Source organism: Geminocystis herdmanii PCC 6308, from assembly GCF_000332235.1.
Taxonomy (GTDB): Bacteria; Cyanobacteriota; Cyanobacteriia; order Cyanobacteriales; family Cyanobacteriaceae; genus Geminocystis; species Geminocystis herdmanii.
The window spans coordinates 3,252,231-3,274,342 of sequence record NZ_CM001775.1 but is presented as its reverse complement, the minus strand read 5'-3'; the positions used below and the strand labels follow the sequence as shown (position 1 = coordinate 3,274,342).

Sequence of the window (22,112 nt, the reverse complement as noted above, 5' to 3'; positions counted from 1 at the left end):
TTTTCTTTAAAGTAAATCCGATAAATCATTAACATTCAAAGGTTCAACCGTCGAGCTAAAAGTATTTGACGGAGAAACTTGGGGTAAGGATGCGATCGATCCCTTCTTGTAATTTATTTGTCCAGTCCATGGCATTCTTTGGAAAAATTCCCCTACGGACATAGTGAGAGAATAATTAGGCGGAACTACTGAAACAGAAGAGGATGAATCAGAGGATGTAGAAAACTGAACAAATTTGGTTTTAACTACCCCTTGCCAATTAGCCTGTTGAAAAAAATCTTGTACTGTCAAATCAAAAGTAGGTGTAAAAGTATCTTCTACCACTTCCTCTTGAAACCTAGATTCTTCAGGGATAGTAACTAACTTTAATCCTTGCCAATTAGCCCTTTGAAAAAAATCTTCTACGGTAATGGTTTGTGAAAGAATCATTTGAGATACTCTCCGTTAACGAGTTTTTTCTGAATATCTTTTGCACCTGCGCCCTCGTTTTGCCAGAAAGTAGCTGCATCGATGCGATCTTGTTTTCCCAACAAAAATTTACAATAGGTTTCTCCCATAGAGTAACATTGAATCTCAATGCAGTTAAGTTGTTTATTAATAAAACGACTGAAAAAACCTGCCATTAAACCAGCGTAAATATGACATACAGGTTTCCCTACATCTCCTAAAGTACGAGCAACGGCGGAGTCAAAAATATTAACAAACATAAAGCCGTTTTTTTGTTCACTCAAATCCACATCCCAGTTACCCCATCCTTGAGTAGTAAAAGGCCACCACCACGCTTCGAGAACGTATAATAAGTTCATGTTGTGAACATCTTTGGGATACTCATATTCTTTTTGAAACCATTGTTCAAAAAATTCCGCATCTCGAATACCCCATTCACGACCGATATTATACATAACCACGCTAGAAGCAGAACCAACTTCTTCTTCTAAACCTTCGATTAAACCTACGATAAAATCTTCAGTTACAAGAACGTTACGAGACTCATTCCAGTCGGTAATATTACCGTTTGCGGTATCAAAGTAAAAGAAATCTTCTAAAGTATAATGATCATGTTTTTTGGGATACTTATTTTTCCAAAGATTTTGGGAAATTTTTTCTACAGTACGACTTGATTTTGTGGGTGTAAAAGTCATCTGGTTTTTTATCCTCTCAAGTTTATTCTAAATTATTTAATTAATTGACAAAAAATTTTTTTTCTACTTTTATTGTAACCATTTTTTTTGTTTTTAATCTTATTTCTTCAACATTTCTATACAATTAATACTTAACAATTATTAATATTAAAAAATAGGGAATTATGGTGTATAATTTAACGGTTGTTTAATCCATAAAACACTTTTAAGAGGGATTGAGGGGGATCAGAAATTTTTAAAACAACTTCTTACTTATTAGACATCGATCACATTTGGGGTAGGGTGAGCGAAAAAATAGTTGGCAAGTCAGATAATGTCTCGAATGTTAGGCTGTTAGGGTGTTAGGGGGAAATATCCTCAATCCCCCAATTCCCCAATCCCCCAACCTGCGAAAATTGATGTCTATTATTCATTAATCAATTTTACGCTACATTATTTTTAATTAAATAATCAACGGTTAAGTGTTTTTCTTCAATGATATTAGGTAAATCTTGAATAATGATAGAGCTTTTTTTGATGAAAGCGTTAGTCCATTTTTCTAACCATTTTAATTGCATCATGGTGGCTTGATGGTTTAATGTACCTGTAAAACTTATTTTTCCTTGTCTATCCATAGAAAATTGTTGTAGCCATTCGATGTCAGGACGACTTTCGTTAAAGTTTTTAGCGGTTATCATGCCACCTAAATAACAACCTGTGATACTGGCGATCGATTCAAAATTACTAATAACTTGGGCAATAGTAATTTTTTTACTGGCGGATGCTTGAAAAGATGAAAGTAAAGTCATCCCTAGGGTAGCAGGATCAAAACATCGATCGAACCGAGTAGTATTGTCGTATGATGCCCCCTGAAAAATAGCACCATTTAAGTGAGCTCCATTCAAAAAAGCTCCTGATAAATCGGCTTTCATGAAATTAGCTTTGGTGAGGAAACTCCCCGTAAAATAGGTTTCTTTAAGAATAGCTTTTTTAAAACTCGTTTTAGTTAAATAGGCTTTGATGAGATAAGCACCTGTTAAATTCGCCCCTGTTAAATTCGCACCACTTAAATTAGCCTCATTTAAGTAACAATGGCTTAAATTAGCATTGCTCAAATCAGTATCTCTTAAATCAGCATAACTTAGATCAGAACCTTGTAGATTAATGCCTTTTAAGTTACTATTTCTTAAATCAATTCTTCTCAACTGCATTTTAGGAAAATCTCTTTCCCCTTGACCGTATTGAGCTTTAATATCAGTATTGTAGTTATTTACCAGCATCTTATTATTTCCTTTTATCTAAATTATGTTGATTTAAGATTCTTAATTTTTAAGTTTATAAAAGAATTTTTTAATGTTTACTTTTCTTAATGATTTTTTTATCTTTCTTTAATTTTAACGGGATTCATGACAAAAAGGGTATTTTTTTTAACAAAAGTTTGCTAAACTTTAAACATCTTATAAATAATTATTTTTGTTGAGTATTTATACAGAGAAAACATCAAAAATAAATATTATTTATTAAAAATTTTTATTGAGGATTTATGGAGGGTTTGATGATCCTAAGTATTTCTTGATAAATTTGACTACTGATTCGATCGCCCCTCTTGCCATATTCTAATTTAATATCATCCACAAAAAAATTAAGTTTAAACTCATAATACAGAAAACCCTCATCATGATTTAATGCAGTGATCCAAATTTGGGGGTCTTGCCATTTTTTTCTTTCTTTAAATTTCGACTTAAACCAATCGCTCAATTCCAATACATAATCATCTAATCGAGTTTCTTCTAATTGAGGGTTAATAATTTTTTGGTATAAACGATAGGTTCTTTTTTTGATTAAATTAATTTTGCGATCCCATTCTTGGGGGATCAAATAAAGGTCTTCTTCTTGCAAATTAGGGTCTTTTAACCAAAGACGATACCATTGTTTAACTAACTCGATTAAGGCTTCTGAGTCTTGAGACTCGATAAATTCATTAAGAAAGATGTCTTGATCTCCCTCCGTAATATTAAAACCGATTAAAGAAAGAACTTGTTGATATTCTTGGATAATATTAGCAATTTCTTCAGAGGTTAAACCACCCTTTTCGGCGAATTGTAATGTCACCACTAAGGCTTCTAAAGAATATTCGATTTCCTCTAGTTTTTCGTTAACTTGTTGTTCCGCTAATAGTCTTAATTTCCCGATTTCCTGTTGTTGCTTCCCATGAACAGAAGATTCATTATCTAGGTAGTATCGATCGATCAAACTCAATTTTTGTTCAATATTAGCTAAAGTATCAGGATGAGCAAGGACAACTTCAGTAATGATTTTTTGCAGATATTCCAACTCATATTCAGAAGCAGGAATTTCTAAAGTACTGGAATAGTAAAAATAAGAAGTAGGACGACTTAAATTAGTAATATTTTGATTTTGTAAGATACTATTAGGGATATAAACATCACAATGACTATCAAATAAATAAATTTGTGTCACCCTCACACCGATACGAGATAACATTCCGATCGAGCCATCTTCCAATCGTAAAACATCTCCAAATTGAAAAGGAGTATCAATCAACAACACGATACCACTAAAAAAATTAGCGAGAATATCTTTTAAGGCAAAACCAATAATAAAAGTAGCCCCTCCCAATGTCACCCAAATTCCCGTTAAATCCACCCCAAAGGTTTTTAAAGAGAAAACACCACCCAATAAAAAGATAATAACAGGAATAACAGCTTCTACCAAAGGTAATAAAACATCATCCCACATCACTTCTGTTTGTTGAGTATATTGTTTGAGATAGTAGATAATTACTTGCTTTAAAAGTGATACCAACCAATAACTAACAATAATAATTACCGTCACCGTGAGGATAGTTTGCAGGATATTTTTATCTTCTACCAACTCCAAATCTCTCAAAGTGAATTTAAGATTAAGTACTGTAAATATACTTAGAAGAGGATACCCCGATACATTGAGAGTCACTAAAGCAATATCTTGTTCTAACTGACGAAAGAGAGGACGTAAAATAAAAAATAAAATAAGATAAATAACTATAAATCCGATACTTAAAAATCCTAAGTGAAAAAGAATAGATTGAATGGGAGGAGAAAGATTAAACCAATATTCTTGAAACATATTTTAAGAATTGAGAATTGAGAATTAAGAATTGAAAATGCAAAATTAAAAACTATTCATTATTCACTATTCATTATTCACTGCTTAATTGTATTTTTGGATACAGAAAAGATTAGTTAAAACATAACAATATTTAACAGTTAATTGAAGACTTAAGAGATTAAATCCTCAATTTCTATGTAGTTTTGGTGCAAATCTATACCAATAAAAATTCATGGTGATGATGTCAAAAAAAATGAATAACAAAGTATCTCGATCGAACGATCAAGGTAGTTTTATACTTAATTCTATAGCTCGTGTTAGAAATTTATTTTCTCCTTATCAGTTAGCCTGTATTCCCTTAACCGCCATTATTATTATGGTGTGGAATAGCGCCGCAATGGCACAAGGATTTGGACAACCCGAAGATGTAGGGCAATTAAAAATCGTTTTAGATTCTGTTTTCTTATTGATAGCAGGTATTTTAGTTGTGTTCATGAATGCGGGTTTTGCCATGCTAGAAGCGGGTTTTTGCCGTCAAAAAAATGCTGTTAATATCCTTGCTAAAAACTTAATCGTCTTTGGTATCGCCTCTATTGTTTATTGGGCGATCGGTTATGGTTTAATGTACGGTAACGGTAACGGTTTTATCGGTTTAGATGGTTTCTTTTTCAATGGTAGCAGTCTCCCTTACAGTGACTCAGAAGCCTTTGAAATAACCAAAACCATGGTTGAAGGAGTAGAAGTTGAAGTGAAAACTTTGACAAAAGTACCTGAGTCTATCTCTTTCTTTTTCCAATTAGCTTTCGCCGCCACTGCTGCCACGATCGTATCTGGTGCGGTAGCCGAAAGAATTAGATTTGATGCCTTTTTAATTTTCAGTGTACTATTAATCGGAATTGCTTATCCCATTACTGGACATTGGGTATGGGATGGCGGTTGGTTAGCGGAAATGGGATTTAAGGATTTTGCAGGTTCAACCGTAGTTCACTCTGTCGGTGGTTGGGCAGCCTTAATGGGGGCTTCCATTTTAGGACCCCGTCAAGGTAAATATTCCAGCGATGGTAAAGTAAATGCTATACCCGGTCATAATATGAGTATTGCGACTTTAGGATGTTTAATCCTTTGGATTGGCTGGTTTGGTTTTAACCCCGGTTCTGAGTTAGCTGCTACTGCAAACGTACCCTATATTGCTCTTACTACCAACTTAGCCGCAGCGGCAGGTAGTATTACAGCTACTGCGACATCTTGGGCAAAGGATGGTAAACCAGACTTATCCATGATTATTAACGGTGTTTTAGCTGGTTTAGTGGGTATCACCGCAGGTTGTGCTGATGTAACTTATTTCGGTGCTATTATTATTGGTGCTATTGCTGGTGTCATTGTGGTTTTTGCCGTAGGATTTTTTGATAAAGTTTTAAAAATTGATGATCCTGTTGGTGCAACTTCTGTTCACTTAGTCTGTGGTATTTGGGGAACTTTAGCCGTAGGTATTTTTAGTGTAAATGGTCATAGTTTCTTCACCCAATTAATCGGTGTTTTAACCGTGGGTGGTTTTACTGTTGTTGTTAGCACTATCTTTTGGTATGCTCTCAAAGCTACTGTAGGTATTAGAGTTCATGTTGAGGAAGAAGTGAAAGGTTTAGACATTTCCGAACACGGTATGGAAGCCTATAGCGGATTTGTCAAAGAAGCTGACATTCTTGCTGGAGGCTTTGGCTCTAGCGTTGGAGAAGTTAGTTCTGGCATTGAATTATAGTTACAAAAGCAGTTAGGTTGTAGGGACGCAAGGTTTGCGTCCATTAAAGTTTGCGTCCATTAAAGTTTGCGTCCATTAAAGTTTGCGTCCATTAAAGTTTGCGTCCATTAAGGTTTGCGTCCATTAAGGTTTGCGTCCATTAAGGTTTGCGTCCATTACAATCAATAACTCAGTTAATCCTGTCTCTTAGAAGACGGGTTTTTTTTGCTTGTTTTGAAGATTTAAGTTTAAAATTGACTTAAAATTAGTCTTTTTTTACGCAATGATAACCAATGCGATTATTTGTTTCGTTTTATTACTCTTTCAAAGTGTTTGTTTTTTTATTCTTCTGAGTCGATTATTTAGGGGGGCAACTCGATTTCCTCCTTTAAAACCTGAATCTGCTGATCCTTCTTTGTTAGCTAAAGTTAGTGTGATTGTACCCACTCTCAATGAGGTCGATCGAATTGATAAAATGCTAGAAGGCATTACCCGTCAAAGTTACGAAGTCAAAGAAATTATTATTGTCGATAGTAACTCCCAAGATGGTACAAGAGATAAAGTAATAGAAGCCTCAAAAACTGATCCTCGTATTCGTCTTGTCACCGATCCCCCCTTATCTAATAATTGGGTGGGCAGACCTTGGGCATTACATAATGGATTTTTAAATAGTTCAGAAACCAGTGAATGGATTTTAGGCATAGATGCAGATACTCAACCCCAAAAAGGCTTAATTCCCAGTTTGATAAATTTTGCGAATGCACATAATTATGATGTGGTGTCTCTTTCTCCTCAATTTATTCTCAAGGGTGCTGGAGAATGGTGGTTACAACCTGCTTTGTTAATGACTTTGCTTTATCGTTTTGAGTCGTCAGGAGTCGATGCAAAAAGTGCGGAAACGGTGATGGCGAATGGACAATGTTTTTTAATTAAACGCAAGGTTTTAGAAGCTATAGACGGTTATAGTTTTGCTTCTAATTCTTTTTGTGATGATGTGACTTTGGCTCGTTATATCGCCAGTTTAGGTTATAAGGTGGGTTTTGCTGATGGTGCAAAAGTGATCAAAGTGAGAATGTATGAGGGTTTAGAAGAAACTTGGCGTGAATGGGGAAGATCGATCGATCTCAAGGATGCAGGTTCAAAAGCTCAGTTATGGGCAGAATGTGGCTTTTTAGCTTTAATTCAGGCTTTACCCTTTTCGATCGTGCTTATAGGCTTTTTCTTCTGTTCTCAGTTAGATTTTCTCAGTTTTTACTTGTTATATATCCTTAATTGTATTTTACTATTAATCCGTTTTGCCTTATTAGGTGCGATCGCCCCTTCCTATCAATTTACGAAATCACCGAGGGAATTATTCTTTTTACTCTCCCCTACCGCCGATATTTTCGCAGTAGTAAGAATCTTTTTATCAGCTACGCAAAAACCCCGTCAATGGCGAGGCAGAAACTATTAGACATCTCCATTAATTGCTAAAATGAGGGCTGAAGCCCTTACTACGAGCCAATAAAAAATCTTTTTTGGAGAAGTCTATTAAGTACCTGAGTTCGATATAAAAATAGGTGAGGACTGACTTGGAAGACAGGCAGACAGGCAGACAGGAGGATTGTGTTTTTTTGAGTCAATAAAATTATTTTTAAAACCCACAAATATTGGGAATTTTTCTACCTGTCCACTTGTCCACTTGTCTACCTGTCTAGTTTTCATCATTTTCTTTATGTCGAACTGAGGTATTAAGTAGGGTTTGCTGAAAAGTCTACGGAGGAAAATCAATGATTAGTTTTGATGATGAAATGAATAAACTGTCACCTGAAAGACGAGCAAAAATTGAAGCTAAAACTCAAGAATTGTTACAAGAAATGCAAATCATTGACGAGCTTCGTCAACGACTAGAAATTTCTTCGGAAAACATTATAGAAAGTGAAAATGAATACTCCTATTTTTCAAAAAAATCGGCTGATTTAAAACAACATCTTACCCTAGAAAATTTAACCCGTATGATAACTGAATTAGGAGGAGAATGGGAACTTATTCTCAAATTTCCTGATACACAAATCATTAAATTAAATAATCATCAATTAAATTAAACCTAAAATCTACTAACTGAAACCTTCCCTTATCCAATATTTTCGTATCAAACTCTACTTAGATGCAAACTAGCTCACGAATAAATTGGGAGAAAATTGTTCTTTGTGGACTTTTAAAAAACCCTTAAGTAATTACAATTAAAGATTATCTTTAAAAAAGTAACTATGAGCGGAAATAATTCACGGGTTCAAGCCATTAACCAAATTACCAATAGAGAAATCAAGCCCTTTAACACTCCCAAACGGTTAGAGGATATGTGGGCAAAAGATGTTTTTACTCTTAGCAAGATGCAAGAGTGTCTCCCTAAAGATATTTTCAAATCTCTGAAAAAAACCATTCAAACAGGTGAACCTCTTGATGTGTCTATTGCCGATGTGGTAGCAACAGCCATGAGAGACTGGGCAATTTCCAAAAAAGCCCTTTACTACGCCCACGTTTTCTATCCTCTTACTAACTCTACAGCAGAAAAACATGACGGTTTTGTCTCCGTACAGGGTGACGGTTCGGTTATTTCTGAGTTTGCAGGTAAAGTATTGGTAAAAGGCGAACCCGATGGCTCATCTTTTCCTAATGGGGGGATTCGATCGACCTTTGAAGCCAGAGGCTATACGGCATGGGATGTCACCAGCCCAGCCTATGTTATGGAAACTGATAATGGCGTAACCCTTTGTATCCCTACGGTATTTGTTTCTTGGACAGGAGAAGCCCTAGATAAGAAAACTCCCCTACTTCGATCGAATGCAGCTATGAATAAAGCGGCTCGTAAAGTCTTAAAATTATTAGGACATAAAGAGATAGCTCCCGTTAACTCCAGTTGTGGAGCAGAACAAGAATACTTCTTAGTAGATGCCAATTTTGCTCATAGTCGCCCAGATTTATTATTAGCAGGAAGAACCTTATTTGGTAAACCCTCCGCTAAAGGACAAGAATTTGATGATCACTACTTCGGAGCAATTCCTGAAAGAGTACAAGTGTTCATGCAGGATGTGGAAGAATCCATGTATCGCTTAGGAATTCCTGCCAAAACTCGCCATAATGAAGTTGCTCCCGGACAATTTGAATTAGCTCCCTTCTTTGAAGCAGCAAACGTAGCAACAGATCATCAACAGTTAACCATGACCATTTTACGCAAAATGGCAAAAAAACATGGTTTTATCTGTTTACTCCATGAAAAACCCTTTGCAGGTATTAACGGTTCAGGAAAACACGTTAACTGGTCGGTAGGTAATGCTACACAAGGTAACTTACTAGACCCGGGTGATACTCCTCACGCCAACGCTCAATTTTTAGTTTTCTGTGGAGCAGTAATTCGAGGCGCCCATAAATACGGACCCCTTTTGCGCGCAGTCGTAGCAACAGCAAGTAATGATCACCGTTTAGGGGCAAACGAAGCTCCCCCTGCCATTATGTCCGTGTATTTAGGTTCACAATTAGAGGACGTTTTTGAGCAAATCCGCAACGGTGAAGTTAAAAGTTGCAAAAAAGCTGAAACTATGAATATTGGTGTGGATACTTTACCAGAGATTCCCATGGATCCGGGTGACAGAAATCGTACATCTCCCTTTGCCTTTACAGGTAATCGTTTCGAGTTTCGTGCGGTAGGTTCAGGGCAATCTGTAGCAGGTCCTCTTGTGGCTATGAATACCATTTTAGCGGACTCCTTAAACTGGATTGCAGAACAGTTAGAATCTGAATTGGAAAAAGGTACAGAGTTAAATACTGCTATTCAAAAAGTCCTCAAAGAAATCATGGAAAAACACGGTAACGTGGTTTTTGGGGGCAATGGTTATTCTTCCGAATGGCATGAAATGGCGGTGGAAGAAAGAGGTTTAGCTAATTTACCTACCACTGCTGATGCTTTACCTGTTTTAAAAGAAAAATATATTGAGGAATTATTTGAGAGAACTGGTGTACTTTCTCCCGTAGAATTAGAAAGTCGTTTTGAAGTTTATGCGGAACAATATTTATTGTCGATCGAAGTAGAAGCTAAATTAGTGATTAGTATCGCAAAAACGACTATTTATCCTGCGGCGATGAAATATTTATCGAATTTAAGCGGTACTATTGTCATTCTCAAAAATATGGGTATTGAAGTTGATGTAACTCCAGTGAAAAAAGTAGCTGAATTAGCTGATGCGATGATGGCGGAAGTTTATAAATTAAGTCATGCCCTAAGTAAACATGATTTTGACAGCGTGGAAGATCATCTTCAATATTATGCTCAAACCATTCGATCGTTAATGGATGAAGTGCGCAAATATGCCGATGGTTTAGAAGCGGAAATTGCCGATGAATTATGGCCTTTGCCCACCTATCAAGAGATGTTATTTATCAAGTAGGGGTTTTTAATTAAATTTTGAGAAGATGAAATCATTGTAGAGGTGTAAAATTTTACGTCTCTACGGGAATTGTGTGTATTATTTATCCCCTAAAAACCTTTATTTATCCTATCTCCTGTCTCCTAAATCCTCTCTCACCCGAGTGAACTATAAAAATAGATGAGGGCTGACTTGGAAGACAGGCAGACAGGCAGACAGGAAGATTGTATTTCTTGTGAATGAATAAAATTCTCTCAAAAGTACATCAAATATTAAGAATTTTTCTCCCTGTCCACTTGTCCACTTGTCCACCTGTCTAGTTTTCATCATTTTCTTTATGATTCACTGAGGTTCTCTCCTATCTTCATCATTCGACTATGAGGCAAAGCCTATAATAATCCTGCGTTGGATAAGCCTAAGACAAAACCAGCACCCAAAATATGCCCAAAACTAAGGGTAGCCAATAATTCAGGGAGTCCAAATCTTTTCCATAATGCAGGTTTTCCTACGGGTAAATCAGGACCAATTCCAGTTTGTTGGATAGCGAAACGCCCAATAAATACTGCTAATAAGTTCGCTGAAATCATCACTAAAGCTACATTAAAATTCCACTCTACCGTTTGAGGAATACTTGCTAGAAGATTTGATAACACTAAAAAGTTCATAATTTTAAGAATTTAATTTGATTTAAGGTAACTATTTTCGTTATGGTAATATTTACAGGGCTTTTTTATTAATTCTCTTAAAGATTATTAATCATTTTGATTTCTTACTCAATTTTTTTCTTATTATGCGTATTAAAATATGTGGAATTACTGACTTGCAACAGGCGATTTCGATCGAGTCTTTAGGGGTGGACACATTAGGATTTATTTGTGTCAAAAAATCTCCTCGCTACATTCAAGAGGAGGAAATCAAAAAAATCATTAAAGTTTTATCCTCACCTATCAGTAAAGTAGGGGTTTTTGTCAATGAAGAAATAGACAATATCATTAAAATAGTTAAAAATACAGGCTTAACAGCAGTACAACTTCATGGAGATGAAACCCCGAACTTTTGCTCACAATTAAGGGAGTTGTTACCTGACAGAGAAATTATTAAGGCTTTTCGTTATCAAAATGCTGATTCTTTAAGTTTATTACTAGAATATTCTCCTTTTATAGATACTATTTTACTAGATACTTTTCAACAAGGTATTTATGGCGGTACTGGTAAAACTTTAGATTGGCAACAATTAGATAATTTTAGACCATCTCGTCCTTGGTTACTAGCTGGAGGCTTAACTCCAGACAATGTAATGTTAGCCTTACAAACCTTACAATGTGATGGAATTGATTTGTCTAGTGGTGTAGAAATCAGTGCAGGAAATAAAGATTTAGAAAAAATAAAATTATTATTAAATAACTTAAATCAAGTTAAAAATTAATAGTTTTTTCTATGCTTAATTCTATAAATTTTTTAGTAAAAATATTCTTGCAACTTAGGATAATTAATGGTTAAAAAAAGTTTGTAGTGAGGGTTTTAACCCTTAGTTTTAGTTATCGAAAATTTAATTTTTGAAGAAATATCTTAAATACTAAAACGAGAAGCAAGGGAAAAAATACCAAAGATTAATAAAACTGCTCCACTAAGGGGATTTATCCACTGAGTAATAATGCGTAAATTTAGCAAACTTTTTAATGTCCCGGTAAATGTACCTGCTAAGATTAGAGGAAAAACATATCCAATCGCATAAAAAATAAGAAAAATTGCACCAATCACAATATTTTTACTACTAGCAATATAAGCTAATAAAGTAATTAAAACTGGAGTACTACAAGGAGAGGCTATCAAACCAAAAGTTAACCCCAACAGGTAAGATTTTAGATTACTAGGAAAGTTATCTTTTATCCAGTTTGTGGTATCCCAATTTGGAAATTTTAAGGGAATTATCTCTAATAAATTTAAACCCATTATAATAGCGATCGAGCTAACAATAATCGGTAAACCAATACCAATTTGCCCGTAAACTTTACCTAATAAGGCGGCAAAAACCCCCAGAATAGCTAAAGTAGTGGCTAACCCGAAGGCAAAATAACTCGATTGCACAAAAGAAGCTAATTTCCCTTTATCTTCATAACCTCCAATATAGGCGATCGTCAAGGGAAGCATGGATAACATACAAGGGGTAAGACTGGTAATTAAGCCTGTAAATAAAATAACGAGAATAGAAACAAGGCTAAGATGATTTAATTGATTAGCAACTAATTGTTCGGCTAATTGTTGCAAATGATACAGTTTTGTGGATACAGATTCAAAAATCATTATCAATGAGGTGTTAGGTTTTAGGTTTTAGGTTTTAGAATATTAGGGATTAGGGCGTTAATCAATAGCTCACCGTGTAATAAATTACACCGCTAATAATATCACGTTCAATAAATTGAACTAGAAATTTTTGAAGAAAGGCAATATTGTTAATTATTCATTCTCCATTTTGCATTCTCAATTCTCCATTATTTATTATGACTGACTTACAATGGATTTTAATTTGTGCGGGGTTAGTATTTTTAATGCAACCGGGGTTTATGTGTCTGGAGTCGGGGTTAACTCGATCGAAAAACAATATAAATGTAGCAGTAAAGAATTTAGCAGATTTTGGTATTTCCGTTGCCTTATTTTGGATGTTTGGTTATGCCTTGATGTTTGGCTTGAGTTGGGGAGGATTTATTGGCACTCAAGGCTTTTTTATTGACGTGGGAGATAACTCAGAGTTAGGCGCTTTTTTCTTGTTTCAGGCAATGTTTTGCAGTACCGCCACCACCATTGTATCAGGAGCAGTGGCAGAAAGATTAAAATTTGGTGCTTATATTATCGCTTCTATAATTATTTCTGGCATTATATACCCTGTTTTCGGTCATTGGGTTTGGAATGGTATTGATAACACTCATACTCAATTTACAGGATGGTTAGGAAATCTAGGTTTTGTGGACTTTGCAGGGTGTACAGTAGTTCATTCCATCGGTGCTTGGGTAGCATTTGCCCTTTTACTTATTATAGGTCCTCGGCACGATCGTTTTTCGGTGGATAAAATAAATGGCTCAAATTTGCCTTTATCCGTCTTAGGTGTCATGTTACTGTGGATTGCGTGGTTTGGTTTTAACGGTGGTAGTATTTTTGTTTTTGATAATCATGTCCCCAAAATTTTAGTCAATACCCTCATGGCAGGAGTGGCAGGAATGATTAGTGGTTGCTTTTTTGGTTGGCAAAAGTATAAAATACCCGAAGTAGAATTTTTGATGAATGGTACGATCGCAGGGTTAGTTTCCATTACAGCTTCTTGTCATGTGGTTTCTACTCCCCAAGCGGTAATTATTGGGGCGATTGGTGGTTATTTAATGTTATTTACCAAGTCACAATTTGAGCGTTATAAAATTGATGACGCAGTAGATGCTGTTGCCGTGCATGGTATAGGAGGCACTTGGGGCATTTTAGCCGTAGCTTTATTTGGTAAACCAGAGTTACTTGGCACAGGTTTAAACTCTTTTCAACAATTATTAGTACAATTATTAGGGATTATCGTCTGTTTTGTTTGGGGTTTTGGGGTGGCTTATCTATTACTTAATATCAGTAATCATTTTTTCCCCTTACGAGTCTCTTTAGAAGAAGAAGATATAGGTTTAAATGTATCCGAGCATAGAGCAAAAACTGAGGTTTATGACTTACTAACAACAATGGATACTCAAATTAAAACGCAAAATCTTAGTTTGCGTGTACCAGTTGAACCTTTTACGGAAGTAGGACATATTGCCACCCGTTACAATCAAGTCATGGAATCTTTAGAAAAATCCACCGCCCAACTTCAAGCAGGAAATATAGAATTAGCCTTAGCCAAAGAAAAAGCTGAAATCGCCAATCAAACGAAAAGTATCTTTTTGGCGAATATGAGTCACGAATTGCGCACTCCCATGAATGCTATTTTAGGTTTCTCTCAAATTATGATGCGATCGAACACCCTACCAGAAGACCATAAAGAAAATATTAACATAATCCATCGCAGTGGGAACTATCTTTTAAATTTAATTAATAATGTATTAGATTTATCGAAGATAGAAGCAGGAAAAATGACATTGAATGAGAAAAACTTCGATCTCTATACATTATTAGAGGAAATTGAAGACTTATTGCAATTAAAAGCCGAAGAAAAGGAATTACAATTAAACTTTGAGCGAGAAAATAATGTGCCTCGCTATATTTACACTGATGAGACTAAATTGCGTCAAGTATTGATAAATTTGTTAAATAACGCCATCAAATTTACCCAAGAAGGAGGAGTTAACCTGTTTATCTATTTAACTCCTCATCAAATTTTCAAAGATGATCAAATTAGTATCACCTTTGCCGTAGAAGATACTGGTGCAGGAATAGCCCAAAAAGATTTAGGCAAAGTTTTTGAAGCCTTCTCTCAAACAGAAGTCGGCAGAAATAGTCAAGAAGGTACAGGTTTAGGTTTACCCATTAGCCGTAAATTTGTGCAACTCATGGGAGGAGACATCACCATCAAGAGTAAACTAGGGGAAGGAAGTATCTTTAGTTTTGACATTGTCACTAAAATAGTCAATGCCGATGAAGTGGAATTAGAACAACGATCGTACTCCCGTCATGTGGTAGCCTTAAAATCAGGACAACAAAGGTATCGAATCTTAGTAGTGGACGATCGACCCATGAATCGTTTACTATTAATCAAACTATTACAACCCTTAGGATTTGAATTGAAAGAAGCAGGAAACGGACAAGAAGCGATCGAAATATGGGATGATTGGAAACCTCACCTAATTTGGATGGATATGCGAATGCCCGTCATGGATGGTTACGAAGCAACCCAACATATCAAAGGCACAATCAAAGGTAACGCCACCGCCATAATTGCCCTAACTGCTAGTGTCTTAGAAGAAGAAAAAGCCGTCATTTTATCCGCAGGATGTGACGATTTTATCAGAAAACCCTTTAAAGAATCAGTTATCTTTGAGGCAATGGCAAAACACTTGGGAGTAGAATATATTTATGAAGAAGAAACTCATATGGCTAGTGTATCCACCAGTCAACCTTTAACCCTTGAAGATTTACAAATAATGCCCTCATTGTGGATAGAAAAACTATATCAAGCATCCGTTGATCTCGATGATGATTTAATATTAGAATTAATAGCACAAATTCCAAAAAAAAATCAGGCATTGATAGAAAAACTCACCAACTTAGTCGATAACTTTCAACTTAAAAAAATCAGAAAACTCATTGAAAAGGAATAAAAACAATGGAGAATTGAAAATTAAGAATGAAGAATTGAAAAACTCTGTATTGTGTCTCTAACCCTTCTATTGCTTTTTTTATAATATTGTCATTGCGAGGAAACGAAGCAATCTTTCATGATTAAGGAGAAATCCCTATTTTTTCAAACAGCAATTCTAACATTATTGAAAAGTATCCATTCCCTATTTTATTTTTACAAAAGATTTAAAACAGTTATATTTTATTAACAAATTTTAATACCAAATTTAAGAGTATAAGAAGTAAAATTTTATCAGGAAATCAAAGGAATAATTTTAATGGTTAATTGTGATATTAAATTTTTAAATGAATCAATGAATGAATATGATTTTTCCCCAGAAAATAACCTTATTGAAAGTATTTTAATCGTTGATGATCAACCTGCTAATTTAAGAGTACTTTCAAAGATGTTAGAGATAAAAAACTATAAAGTAAAAAAAGCCCCTGATGGAGAAACCGCAATTTTAGCAGCTCAATCTAATCCACCAGACTTAATTTTACTAGATATTTTAATGCCAGATATGGATGGTTATACTGTTTGCCAAAAACTCAAGTCAGAGGAAAAAACAAAAGATATTCCCGTTATTTTTATTAGTGCTTTAAGTGATGTATTTGATAAAATAAAAGCCTTTGAAGTAGGGGGAATTGATTATATAACTAAACCTTTTCAAGAAGAAGAAGTTATCGCTCGTATTAGTAGTCAATTAACTATTCAAACCCAAAGAAAATTATTAGAAAAAGAGCAACAATTAATTAAAAAAGAGCAAGAAAATCTTAGAAAAGAAATTCGTCAAAGAAAAGAAGCTGAAGCAATTTTATATCAATCGAGGGCTTTAATCTCTAGTATTTTAAATGCCTCCCTTGATGGCATTGCCGCCTTAGAAGCTGTAAGAGACACACAAACGGGAGAAATCAAAGATTTTCGTTGTATCGTAGTAAACCCTGTTACCGCCCAAATTTTTAATAGTCAACCAGAAGATTTAACAGGAAAATTAGTTTTTAAAAAATTTATTAGTAAAATTAAACCAGAGTTATTTCCAGCTTTTATCAAAGTAGTAGAAACAGGGAAATCTTTAGAAGAAGATATTAGATATAATCATAAAAATACTCAAAAATGGTTTCATTTTATTGCCGTCAAATTAGGTGATGGTTTTTCTGTCACCGTGAGAGATATTACCGTTAGAAAAAAATTAGAATTGAAACTAAGTAAATTAGCCACTATTGACGGTTTAACAGGGGTTTATAATCGACACTTTTTTGATAATACTTTAAATCAAGAATGGCAACGTTGTGGGAGAGAAAAACAACCCTTATCTCTTATTCTTTGTGATGTGGATTATTTTAAACCTTATAATGATATTTATGGCCATCAAGCAGGAGATAAATGTTTAATTAGAGTAGCACAAATAATGAATAATATCGTTAAAAGAGCCTCCGATTTTTTAGCTCGTTATGGCGGTGAAGAATTTGCGATAATTTTACCTAATACGCCCTTAGAAGGTGCAATTAAAATTAGTGAAGAATTGAGACAGGCAATAGAAAATTTAAAAATTCCCCATGAAAAATCTCAGGTTAGTCAGTATATTACTTTAAGTTTAGGTGTTGCTTCTGTTATTCCTTCCCCTGAAAGTTCCATTGAATCTTTAATTAAAATGGCTGATAATGCCTTATATGATGCTAAAGAAAGTGGTAGAAATCAAGTAAAATATCATATTCTATAGAATCAAGTATATCTGTTCTTTATTTATACTCATCAAGGCTGTTATCTCGTGTTGTAAAAGTTATAGTTGCCTACTTGCCCTTTGCCTACCTTCACCAAACTCCAGTTTATTAAAACTACTTTTCTTGAAGTGGAGAGTCTCAGATGTGAAAGTAGATATTTTTAACAGATTTGCACCTGAAAATCTGAATAGGTGAATTTCGATCGAATCATTGTGTCTTTAAAATTGAAATCAGATTAATTGTCATTTGTCAATTCATACAAGATAATTAGTTAATGAAAATTAATATTAAGATTGAGGAGTAACAATCAGTGACTTTAGCCGAATTAATTGAAAAAGGTGGCGTAGCGATATGGCCTTTACTATTTTTATCCATTCTTGCCTTGGGTACTATCATCGAACGTATTTGGTTTTGGTCAAAAGTATTGATCAAAGAAGAACAAATTTTAAACAATATTATGGACGCTGCTGCCACTAATTGGGAAAAAACTTTAGAGATTACCTCTCGATACCGTAGTCATCCATTAGGAAAGTTTTTAAATACCCCTTTACAATTAGATAATCCCGAACCTGAAATATTCCACTTAGCCTTAGAAACAGGAGCAGATGATGAATTAGCCCTAATGCGTAAAGGTGACAAAATTTTAGAAGGAGTTATTGCCTTATCTCCCTTGTTAGGATTATTAGGTACAGTTTTAGGGTTAATTCGTTCTTTAGGCTCGATTTCTCTCAGTGACTTAGGCACTGGTGCAACTTCAGGAGTTACTCAAGGTATTGGGGAATCTTTAATTTCTACAGCCGTGGGATTAATCGTAGCTATTACTAGCGTAGTTTTTTATCGATTATTTCAGGCTTTTTGGTTTAACCAAGTACGAGTTTTTAGGAAAGCTGGAAGTGATTTAGAAGTTATTTATCGTCAGCGATGGATTCAACGAGAAGAAGAAATGAGAATTGGTTTATCAAGGGATAAGTGAAGTACCTAACACTATACCGTAGGTTTAATGTAGGCTTCTCGTCTCACTTGCCAATGCTTTACAATACTCCGAACCAAATCTAAGCATTGTCGAGTCTTACTAAGCATCTCTGGTATTACTACCTTTATGGCTTCCGCCAACCCGAGCAGGAGTCCGCCTTCCGCAGACCCATAGAACAAAAATTCTATTCGCTTCCTACCAGCGTCTTACGACCTTTTAGTGAACTGATAGTTGCTTCCCTAGTCTCTGCCGAGTACTTTTACACCACTTCGGTAGCCTCTTAGTCAGCTGGGTGGGTCAATGACCAAGTTTATTCTAGCACAAGATTTTGATTTTGGGAATGTATTATCAGACTTTTTTATGTTGGTGGATCGGCATCCCACGCTGAAACGTAATGTTTTGCTATAGTGTTTACAGCGTGGGACTTCTTTCTCCCATCTAAAGTTAAAAGTTCGATCGAACAACCCTGTATTAATATTGGACTCTCTTTGATTACCACAATTTATCAAAAAATCTTTATCATTAAAAATATTATTTGTAGCGAAAACCTTTATGACTCAATTATCTGAAAAATCTCAACTATCGGAAAAAAAATCAGCCAATCACCATAAATTTGGCGTAAAACCCTTTAAACTCTGGCAAGATATTAACGCCCAAGAAGTCAGTATCGAAATTGTGCCAATGATTGACGTAATTTTTTGTATTTTGACTTTTTTCATTCTTGCCGCCGTAGGATTTTCCCGTCAACAAGCCTTGAGTTTAAACCTACCCCAAGCCAGTACAGGCACATCTCAAATGCGAGAAATGTTAGTCGTTAGTTTAGACAATCGAGGACAACTATACTTAGAAAAACAACCCGTTAGCCAAGTGCAATTATATAGTGCCATCAAAAACTATCATAGTTTGAACCCTAGCGGATTAATGGTACTTCACGCTTCCCAAGAAGTCCGTTATAGTCAAGTCATTGAAGTCTTAGATATGCTCAAAGAAGTAGGGGGAGAAAGAGTTGCCTTAGCCACTTTACCCGGTAAATCTCAAGCGCCAACTCAAACCGTTGATCCTTATTCTGGTTTTAACCCCTATTATCCTAGTTATCCCGATAGTTCTACCACTCCACAACCAACCCAACCTCCAGCACCAGTATCACCCACACCTCCTCCCCTTCCTTAATCTATTCTTAAATGTAGGGTGGGCAATGCCCACCATCAAAATTTTAACTCTTATTAATAGTGGACATTTGCGATCGTAAACTTTTAATTTTATCTCGATATTCTACTGCTTTTTCAAACTCTAAATCTTTTGATGCTTGTAGCATCTTTTCCTCTAATTGTTTAATTAAAATAGGTATTTGATCTAAACCTATTTCTTCAATATGAGTACAAACTTCTTCTAATTCTTGATTATTTAATTTTCTGGATATATCTAAAAATTCTAAAATAGAATTACTTGATTTTTTGACGATCGATCGAGGAATAATATTATTATCTTGATTATATTTAAACTGAATTTCTCGACGACGATTAGTTTCATTAATCGCTTTTTCTATGCTTTTAGTAAAATTATCAGCGTATAAAATAGCTTGGCCATTAACATGACGTGCAGCCCTACCAATCGTTTGAATTAAAGACTTTTCTGATCGTAAAAAACCTTCTTTATCAGCATCTAAAATAATCACCAAAGAAACTTCAGGTAAATCTAAACCTTCCCTTAATAAATTCACTCCAATTAAAACATCAAACTCTCCAGCTCTTAAACCTTGTAAAATCTCAATACGTTCGATCGATTGAATTTCCGAATGTAAATATTGTACATTTATCCCTCGTTCTTGTAAATATTCCGTCAAATCTTCTGACATCTTCTTAGTTAAAGTAGTAATTAAAACCCTTTCTTTTTTCTTAATTCTTTCTTTAATTTCCGCAAATAAATCATCAATTTGTCCCTCACTAGGTCTAACAAAAACTTGAGGATCTAAAATACCAGTAGGGCGAATAATTTGTTCCACAATTTCATGGTTCGATCGTTCAATTTCCCACTCACTAGGAGTAGCAGAAACGAAGATACATTTTTTCACCTTTTGCCAAAACTCATCCGCTTTTAAAGGACGATTATCAGAAGCACTAGGTAAACGAAAACCATGATCAATTAACACTTTTTTCCTAGCTTGATCACCATTATACATTCCCTTAATTTGAGGTACAGTAACATGAGATTCATCCACAATTAAAAGCCAATCTTCAGGGAAATAATCCACTAAACAATCAGGAGGTTGTCCTGCTTTTCTGCCTGTTAAATGACGAGAATAATTTTCCACCCCATTACAATATCCCACCTCTTTTAACATCTCCAAATCGTAGTTAGTTTTTTGTTTTAATCTTTGTGCCTCAACTAATTTTCCCTCTTTTTCTAAAACTATTAATCTTTCCTCTAATTCTTCCTTAATATGTTCGATCGCACACTCTAATTGGTCTTTTGGTGTTACAAAGTGCTTGGCAGGATAGACATTAATTTGCTTTAATTCCTCTAATAATTGGCTAGTAACAGGGTCTAAAAGAGAAATTGCTTCAATTTCATCTCCAAAAAATTCTACCCGTATAACTCGATCCTCGTAGGCAGGGACAACTTCTAAAACATCCCCCTTAATGCGAAAAGTAGCACGACGCAGATCAATATCATTGCGACTATATTGTACATTGACTAAATCTCGAATCAATTGACGAGGATCATATTCCACTCCAACCCTCAGAGGAATAGAGGCTTTCAAATATTCCACAGGCATCCCCAAACCATAGATACAACTAATAGAAGCCACCACGATAACATCTTTTCTTTCAAAGAGCGATCGAGTTGCCGAATGACGAAACATATCAATCTCATCATTAATAGAAGAAGTTTTCTCAATATAAGTATCCGTGACAGGAATATAGGCTTCTGGTTGATAATAATCATAATAACTGACAAAATATTCCACCGCATTGTGAGGGAAAAATTGCCTCAACTCATTACATAACTGAGCCGCCAAAGTTTTATTATGTGCCAATACCAAAGTCGGTTTTTGCCACTGCTCGATCGTACAAGCAATAGTATAAGTCTTTCCCGTACCCGTAGCACCCAGCAAAGTTTGAAAAGAATATCCAGCCTGTAATGATTGTATCAGCCGCTCGATCGCCTTTGGTTGATCTCCCATAGGCTTAAAAGGTGCTTCTAAACTAAACATATATTGACACGTCTCCCGAAAAGATTTTATCCTTGTTTCTCATCAAGGCCTGATTTTCTTATTTTACTAATTTGTAGGTTGGGTTGAGGAAACGAAACCCAACAAAAACTTCAAACTTGACGGAGTAGGGCGATGCACTACCCACCAAATCAAAAAAAAAATTAAAAAGAAAAACCCATATAAATCAACACTTCTAGCCATCATTAAAAAGAAAATCAAAAAAAGATTGGCAAAAAAGTTGCCGTTTTTTTTTTAATTAGTTATATTAGTAAATGTGCGATTGAGGCAAACGCCCCAGTCTAACACACCACGAACCTCGAAAATTCAATAGTTTGAAAGCCATTTTCAAATATAACATACACCCTTGTTAAAGAACTTTAAATTAACAAAAAAGTATTAAATTACTAAAAACAAAGAGCAATCAAAAAGCTCATTATAGAAGACTGAGTAATCGAAAGGTGAAAAAGAAATCTACAATGGAGAGTTTGATCCTGGCTCAGGATGAACGCTGGCGGTATGCTTAACACAT

The 22,112-nt window shown here is 35.0% G+C and carries 16 protein-coding genes; 9 read left to right on the top strand and 7 right to left on the bottom strand.

Going from position 1 to position 22,112, the window contains the following annotated elements; translation table 11 throughout:
* Positions 1-6 precede the first annotated feature (6 nt).
* From SYN6308_RS22790 to SYN6308_RS16420, 4 genes are all read right to left on the bottom strand, one after another.
* Positions 7-429 carry a hypothetical protein gene (locus SYN6308_RS22790; RefSeq protein WP_017295541.1) on the bottom strand — a complete coding sequence of 141 codons (423 nt, stop codon included), beginning with the start codon at positions 427-429 and terminating at the stop codon, positions 7-9.
* Positions 426-1,142 carry a V4R domain-containing protein gene (locus tag SYN6308_RS16430; RefSeq protein ID WP_017295540.1) on the bottom strand — a complete coding sequence of 239 codons (717 nt, stop codon included), beginning with the start codon at positions 1,140-1,142 and terminating at the stop codon, positions 426-428. The genes SYN6308_RS22790 and SYN6308_RS16430 overlap by 4 nt, the downstream gene beginning before the upstream one ends.
* Positions 1,143-1,564: 422 nt before the next feature.
* The gene (locus SYN6308_RS16425) at positions 1,565-2,401 is read right to left on the bottom strand and encodes a pentapeptide repeat-containing protein (RefSeq protein ID WP_017295539.1); all 837 of its coding nucleotides are present in this window, start codon (positions 2,399-2,401) and stop codon (positions 1,565-1,567) included.
* Between the two features lie 250 nt (positions 2,402-2,651).
* Positions 2,652-4,250 (bottom strand): mechanosensitive ion channel family protein, encoded by a 1,599-nt coding sequence (locus tag SYN6308_RS16420; protein ID WP_017295538.1) that lies wholly within the window; start codon positions 4,248-4,250, stop codon positions 2,652-2,654.
* A 235-nt stretch (positions 4,251-4,485) separates the two neighbouring features.
* On the opposite strand from SYN6308_RS16420, the gene SYN6308_RS16415 reads away from it, so the two are divergent.
* The 4 genes from SYN6308_RS16415 (at position 4,486) to SYN6308_RS16400 (ending at position 10,391) form a co-directional block, all read left to right on the top strand.
* The gene (locus SYN6308_RS16415; RefSeq protein WP_017295537.1) at positions 4,486-5,988 is read left to right on the top strand and encodes an ammonium transporter; all 1,503 of its coding nucleotides are present in this window, start codon (positions 4,486-4,488) and stop codon (positions 5,986-5,988) included.
* Positions 5,989-6,250: 262 nt separating this feature from the next.
* On the top strand, positions 6,251-7,420 hold the full coding sequence (gene cruG / locus SYN6308_RS16410; RefSeq protein ID WP_017295536.1) for a 2'-O-glycosyltransferase CruG: 1,170 nt from the start codon (positions 6,251-6,253) through the stop codon (positions 7,418-7,420).
* Positions 7,421-7,736: 316 nt separating this feature from the next.
* On the top strand, positions 7,737-8,051 hold the full coding sequence (locus SYN6308_RS16405) for a hypothetical protein (protein ID WP_017295535.1): 315 nt from the start codon (positions 7,737-7,739) through the stop codon (positions 8,049-8,051).
* Positions 8,052-8,216: 165 nt separating this feature from the next.
* Positions 8,217-10,391: a glutamine synthetase III family protein gene (locus SYN6308_RS16400; RefSeq protein ID WP_017295534.1), complete on the top strand. Its 2,175-nt coding sequence runs from the start codon at positions 8,217-8,219 to the stop codon at positions 10,389-10,391.
* Positions 10,392-10,759: 368 nt separating this feature from the next.
* Here SYN6308_RS16400 and psaK read toward each other — a convergent pair whose 3' ends face one another.
* Positions 10,760-11,035 (bottom strand): photosystem I reaction center subunit PsaK, encoded by a 276-nt coding sequence (gene psaK, locus SYN6308_RS16395; RefSeq protein WP_017295533.1) that lies wholly within the window; start codon positions 11,033-11,035, stop codon positions 10,760-10,762.
* Positions 11,036-11,160: 125 nt separating this feature from the next.
* On the opposite strand from psaK, the gene SYN6308_RS16390 reads away from it, so the two are divergent.
* Positions 11,161-11,796, top strand: a complete 636-nt coding sequence (locus SYN6308_RS16390; RefSeq protein ID WP_017295532.1) for a phosphoribosylanthranilate isomerase — start codon at positions 11,161-11,163, stop codon at positions 11,794-11,796.
* A 143-nt stretch (positions 11,797-11,939) separates the two neighbouring features.
* Here the strand turns inward: SYN6308_RS16390 and SYN6308_RS16385 are convergent, their stop codons facing one another.
* Positions 11,940-12,671: a cytochrome c biogenesis protein CcdA gene (locus SYN6308_RS16385; RefSeq protein ID WP_026102129.1), complete on the bottom strand. Its 732-nt coding sequence runs from the start codon at positions 12,669-12,671 to the stop codon at positions 11,940-11,942.
* Positions 12,672-12,871: 200 nt separating this feature from the next.
* Between SYN6308_RS16385 and amt the strand changes: the two genes are divergently transcribed.
* The 4 genes from amt (at position 12,872) to SYN6308_RS16365 (ending at position 19,539) form a co-directional block, all read left to right on the top strand.
* Positions 12,872-15,655 (top strand): ammonium transporter, encoded by a 2,784-nt coding sequence (amt, locus tag SYN6308_RS16380; protein ID WP_017295530.1) that lies wholly within the window; start codon positions 12,872-12,874, stop codon positions 15,653-15,655.
* A 333-nt stretch (positions 15,656-15,988) separates the two neighbouring features.
* On the top strand, positions 15,989-17,395 hold the full coding sequence (locus SYN6308_RS16375; RefSeq protein WP_052312648.1) for a diguanylate cyclase: 1,407 nt from the start codon (positions 15,989-15,991) through the stop codon (positions 17,393-17,395).
* Between the two features lie 311 nt (positions 17,396-17,706).
* Complete coding sequence (locus SYN6308_RS16370) at positions 17,707-18,369, top strand: MotA/TolQ/ExbB proton channel family protein (protein WP_017295528.1); 663 nt, start codon at positions 17,707-17,709, stop codon at positions 18,367-18,369.
* Between the two features lie 552 nt (positions 18,370-18,921).
* The gene (locus tag SYN6308_RS16365) at positions 18,922-19,539 is read left to right on the top strand and encodes an ExbD/TolR family protein (protein WP_017295527.1); all 618 of its coding nucleotides are present in this window, start codon (positions 18,922-18,924) and stop codon (positions 19,537-19,539) included.
* Between the two features lie 43 nt (positions 19,540-19,582).
* Here the strand turns inward: SYN6308_RS16365 and uvrB are convergent, their stop codons facing one another.
* The gene (uvrB, locus tag SYN6308_RS16360; RefSeq protein ID WP_017295526.1) at positions 19,583-21,583 is read right to left on the bottom strand and encodes an excinuclease ABC subunit UvrB; all 2,001 of its coding nucleotides are present in this window, start codon (positions 21,581-21,583) and stop codon (positions 19,583-19,585) included.
* Positions 21,584-22,112: the final 529 nt, after the last annotated feature.

Coding starts and splice junctions, on each gene's coding strand:
- SYN6308_RS22790 (WP_017295541.1), bottom strand. CDS start 429: ATGATTCTTTCACAAACCATTACCGTAGAAGATTTTTTTCAAAGGGCT.
- SYN6308_RS16430 (WP_017295540.1), bottom strand. CDS start 1,142: ATGACTTTTACACCCACAAAATCAAGTCGTACTGTAGAAAAAATTTCC.
- SYN6308_RS16425 (WP_017295539.1), bottom strand. CDS start 2,401: ATGCTGGTAAATAACTACAATACTGATATTAAAGCTCAATACGGTCAA.
- SYN6308_RS16420 (WP_017295538.1), bottom strand. CDS start 4,250: ATGTTTCAAGAATATTGGTTTAATCTTTCTCCTCCCATTCAATCTATT.
- SYN6308_RS16415 (WP_017295537.1), top strand. CDS start 4,486: ATGAATAACAAAGTATCTCGATCGAACGATCAAGGTAGTTTTATACTT.
- cruG (WP_017295536.1), top strand. CDS start 6,251: ATGATAACCAATGCGATTATTTGTTTCGTTTTATTACTCTTTCAAAGT.
- SYN6308_RS16405 (WP_017295535.1), top strand. CDS start 7,737: ATGATTAGTTTTGATGATGAAATGAATAAACTGTCACCTGAAAGACGA.
- SYN6308_RS16400 (WP_017295534.1), top strand. CDS start 8,217: ATGAGCGGAAATAATTCACGGGTTCAAGCCATTAACCAAATTACCAAT.
- psaK (WP_017295533.1), bottom strand. CDS start 11,035: ATGAACTTTTTAGTGTTATCAAATCTTCTAGCAAGTATTCCTCAAACG.
- SYN6308_RS16390 (WP_017295532.1), top strand. CDS start 11,161: ATGCGTATTAAAATATGTGGAATTACTGACTTGCAACAGGCGATTTCG.
- amt (WP_017295530.1), top strand. CDS start 12,872: ATGACTGACTTACAATGGATTTTAATTTGTGCGGGGTTAGTATTTTTA.
- SYN6308_RS16375 (WP_052312648.1), top strand. CDS start 15,989: ATGAATGAATATGATTTTTCCCCAGAAAATAACCTTATTGAAAGTATT.
- SYN6308_RS16365 (WP_017295527.1), top strand. CDS start 18,922: ATGACTCAATTATCTGAAAAATCTCAACTATCGGAAAAAAAATCAGCC.
- uvrB (WP_017295526.1), bottom strand. CDS start 21,583: ATGTTTAGTTTAGAAGCACCTTTTAAGCCTATGGGAGATCAACCAAAG.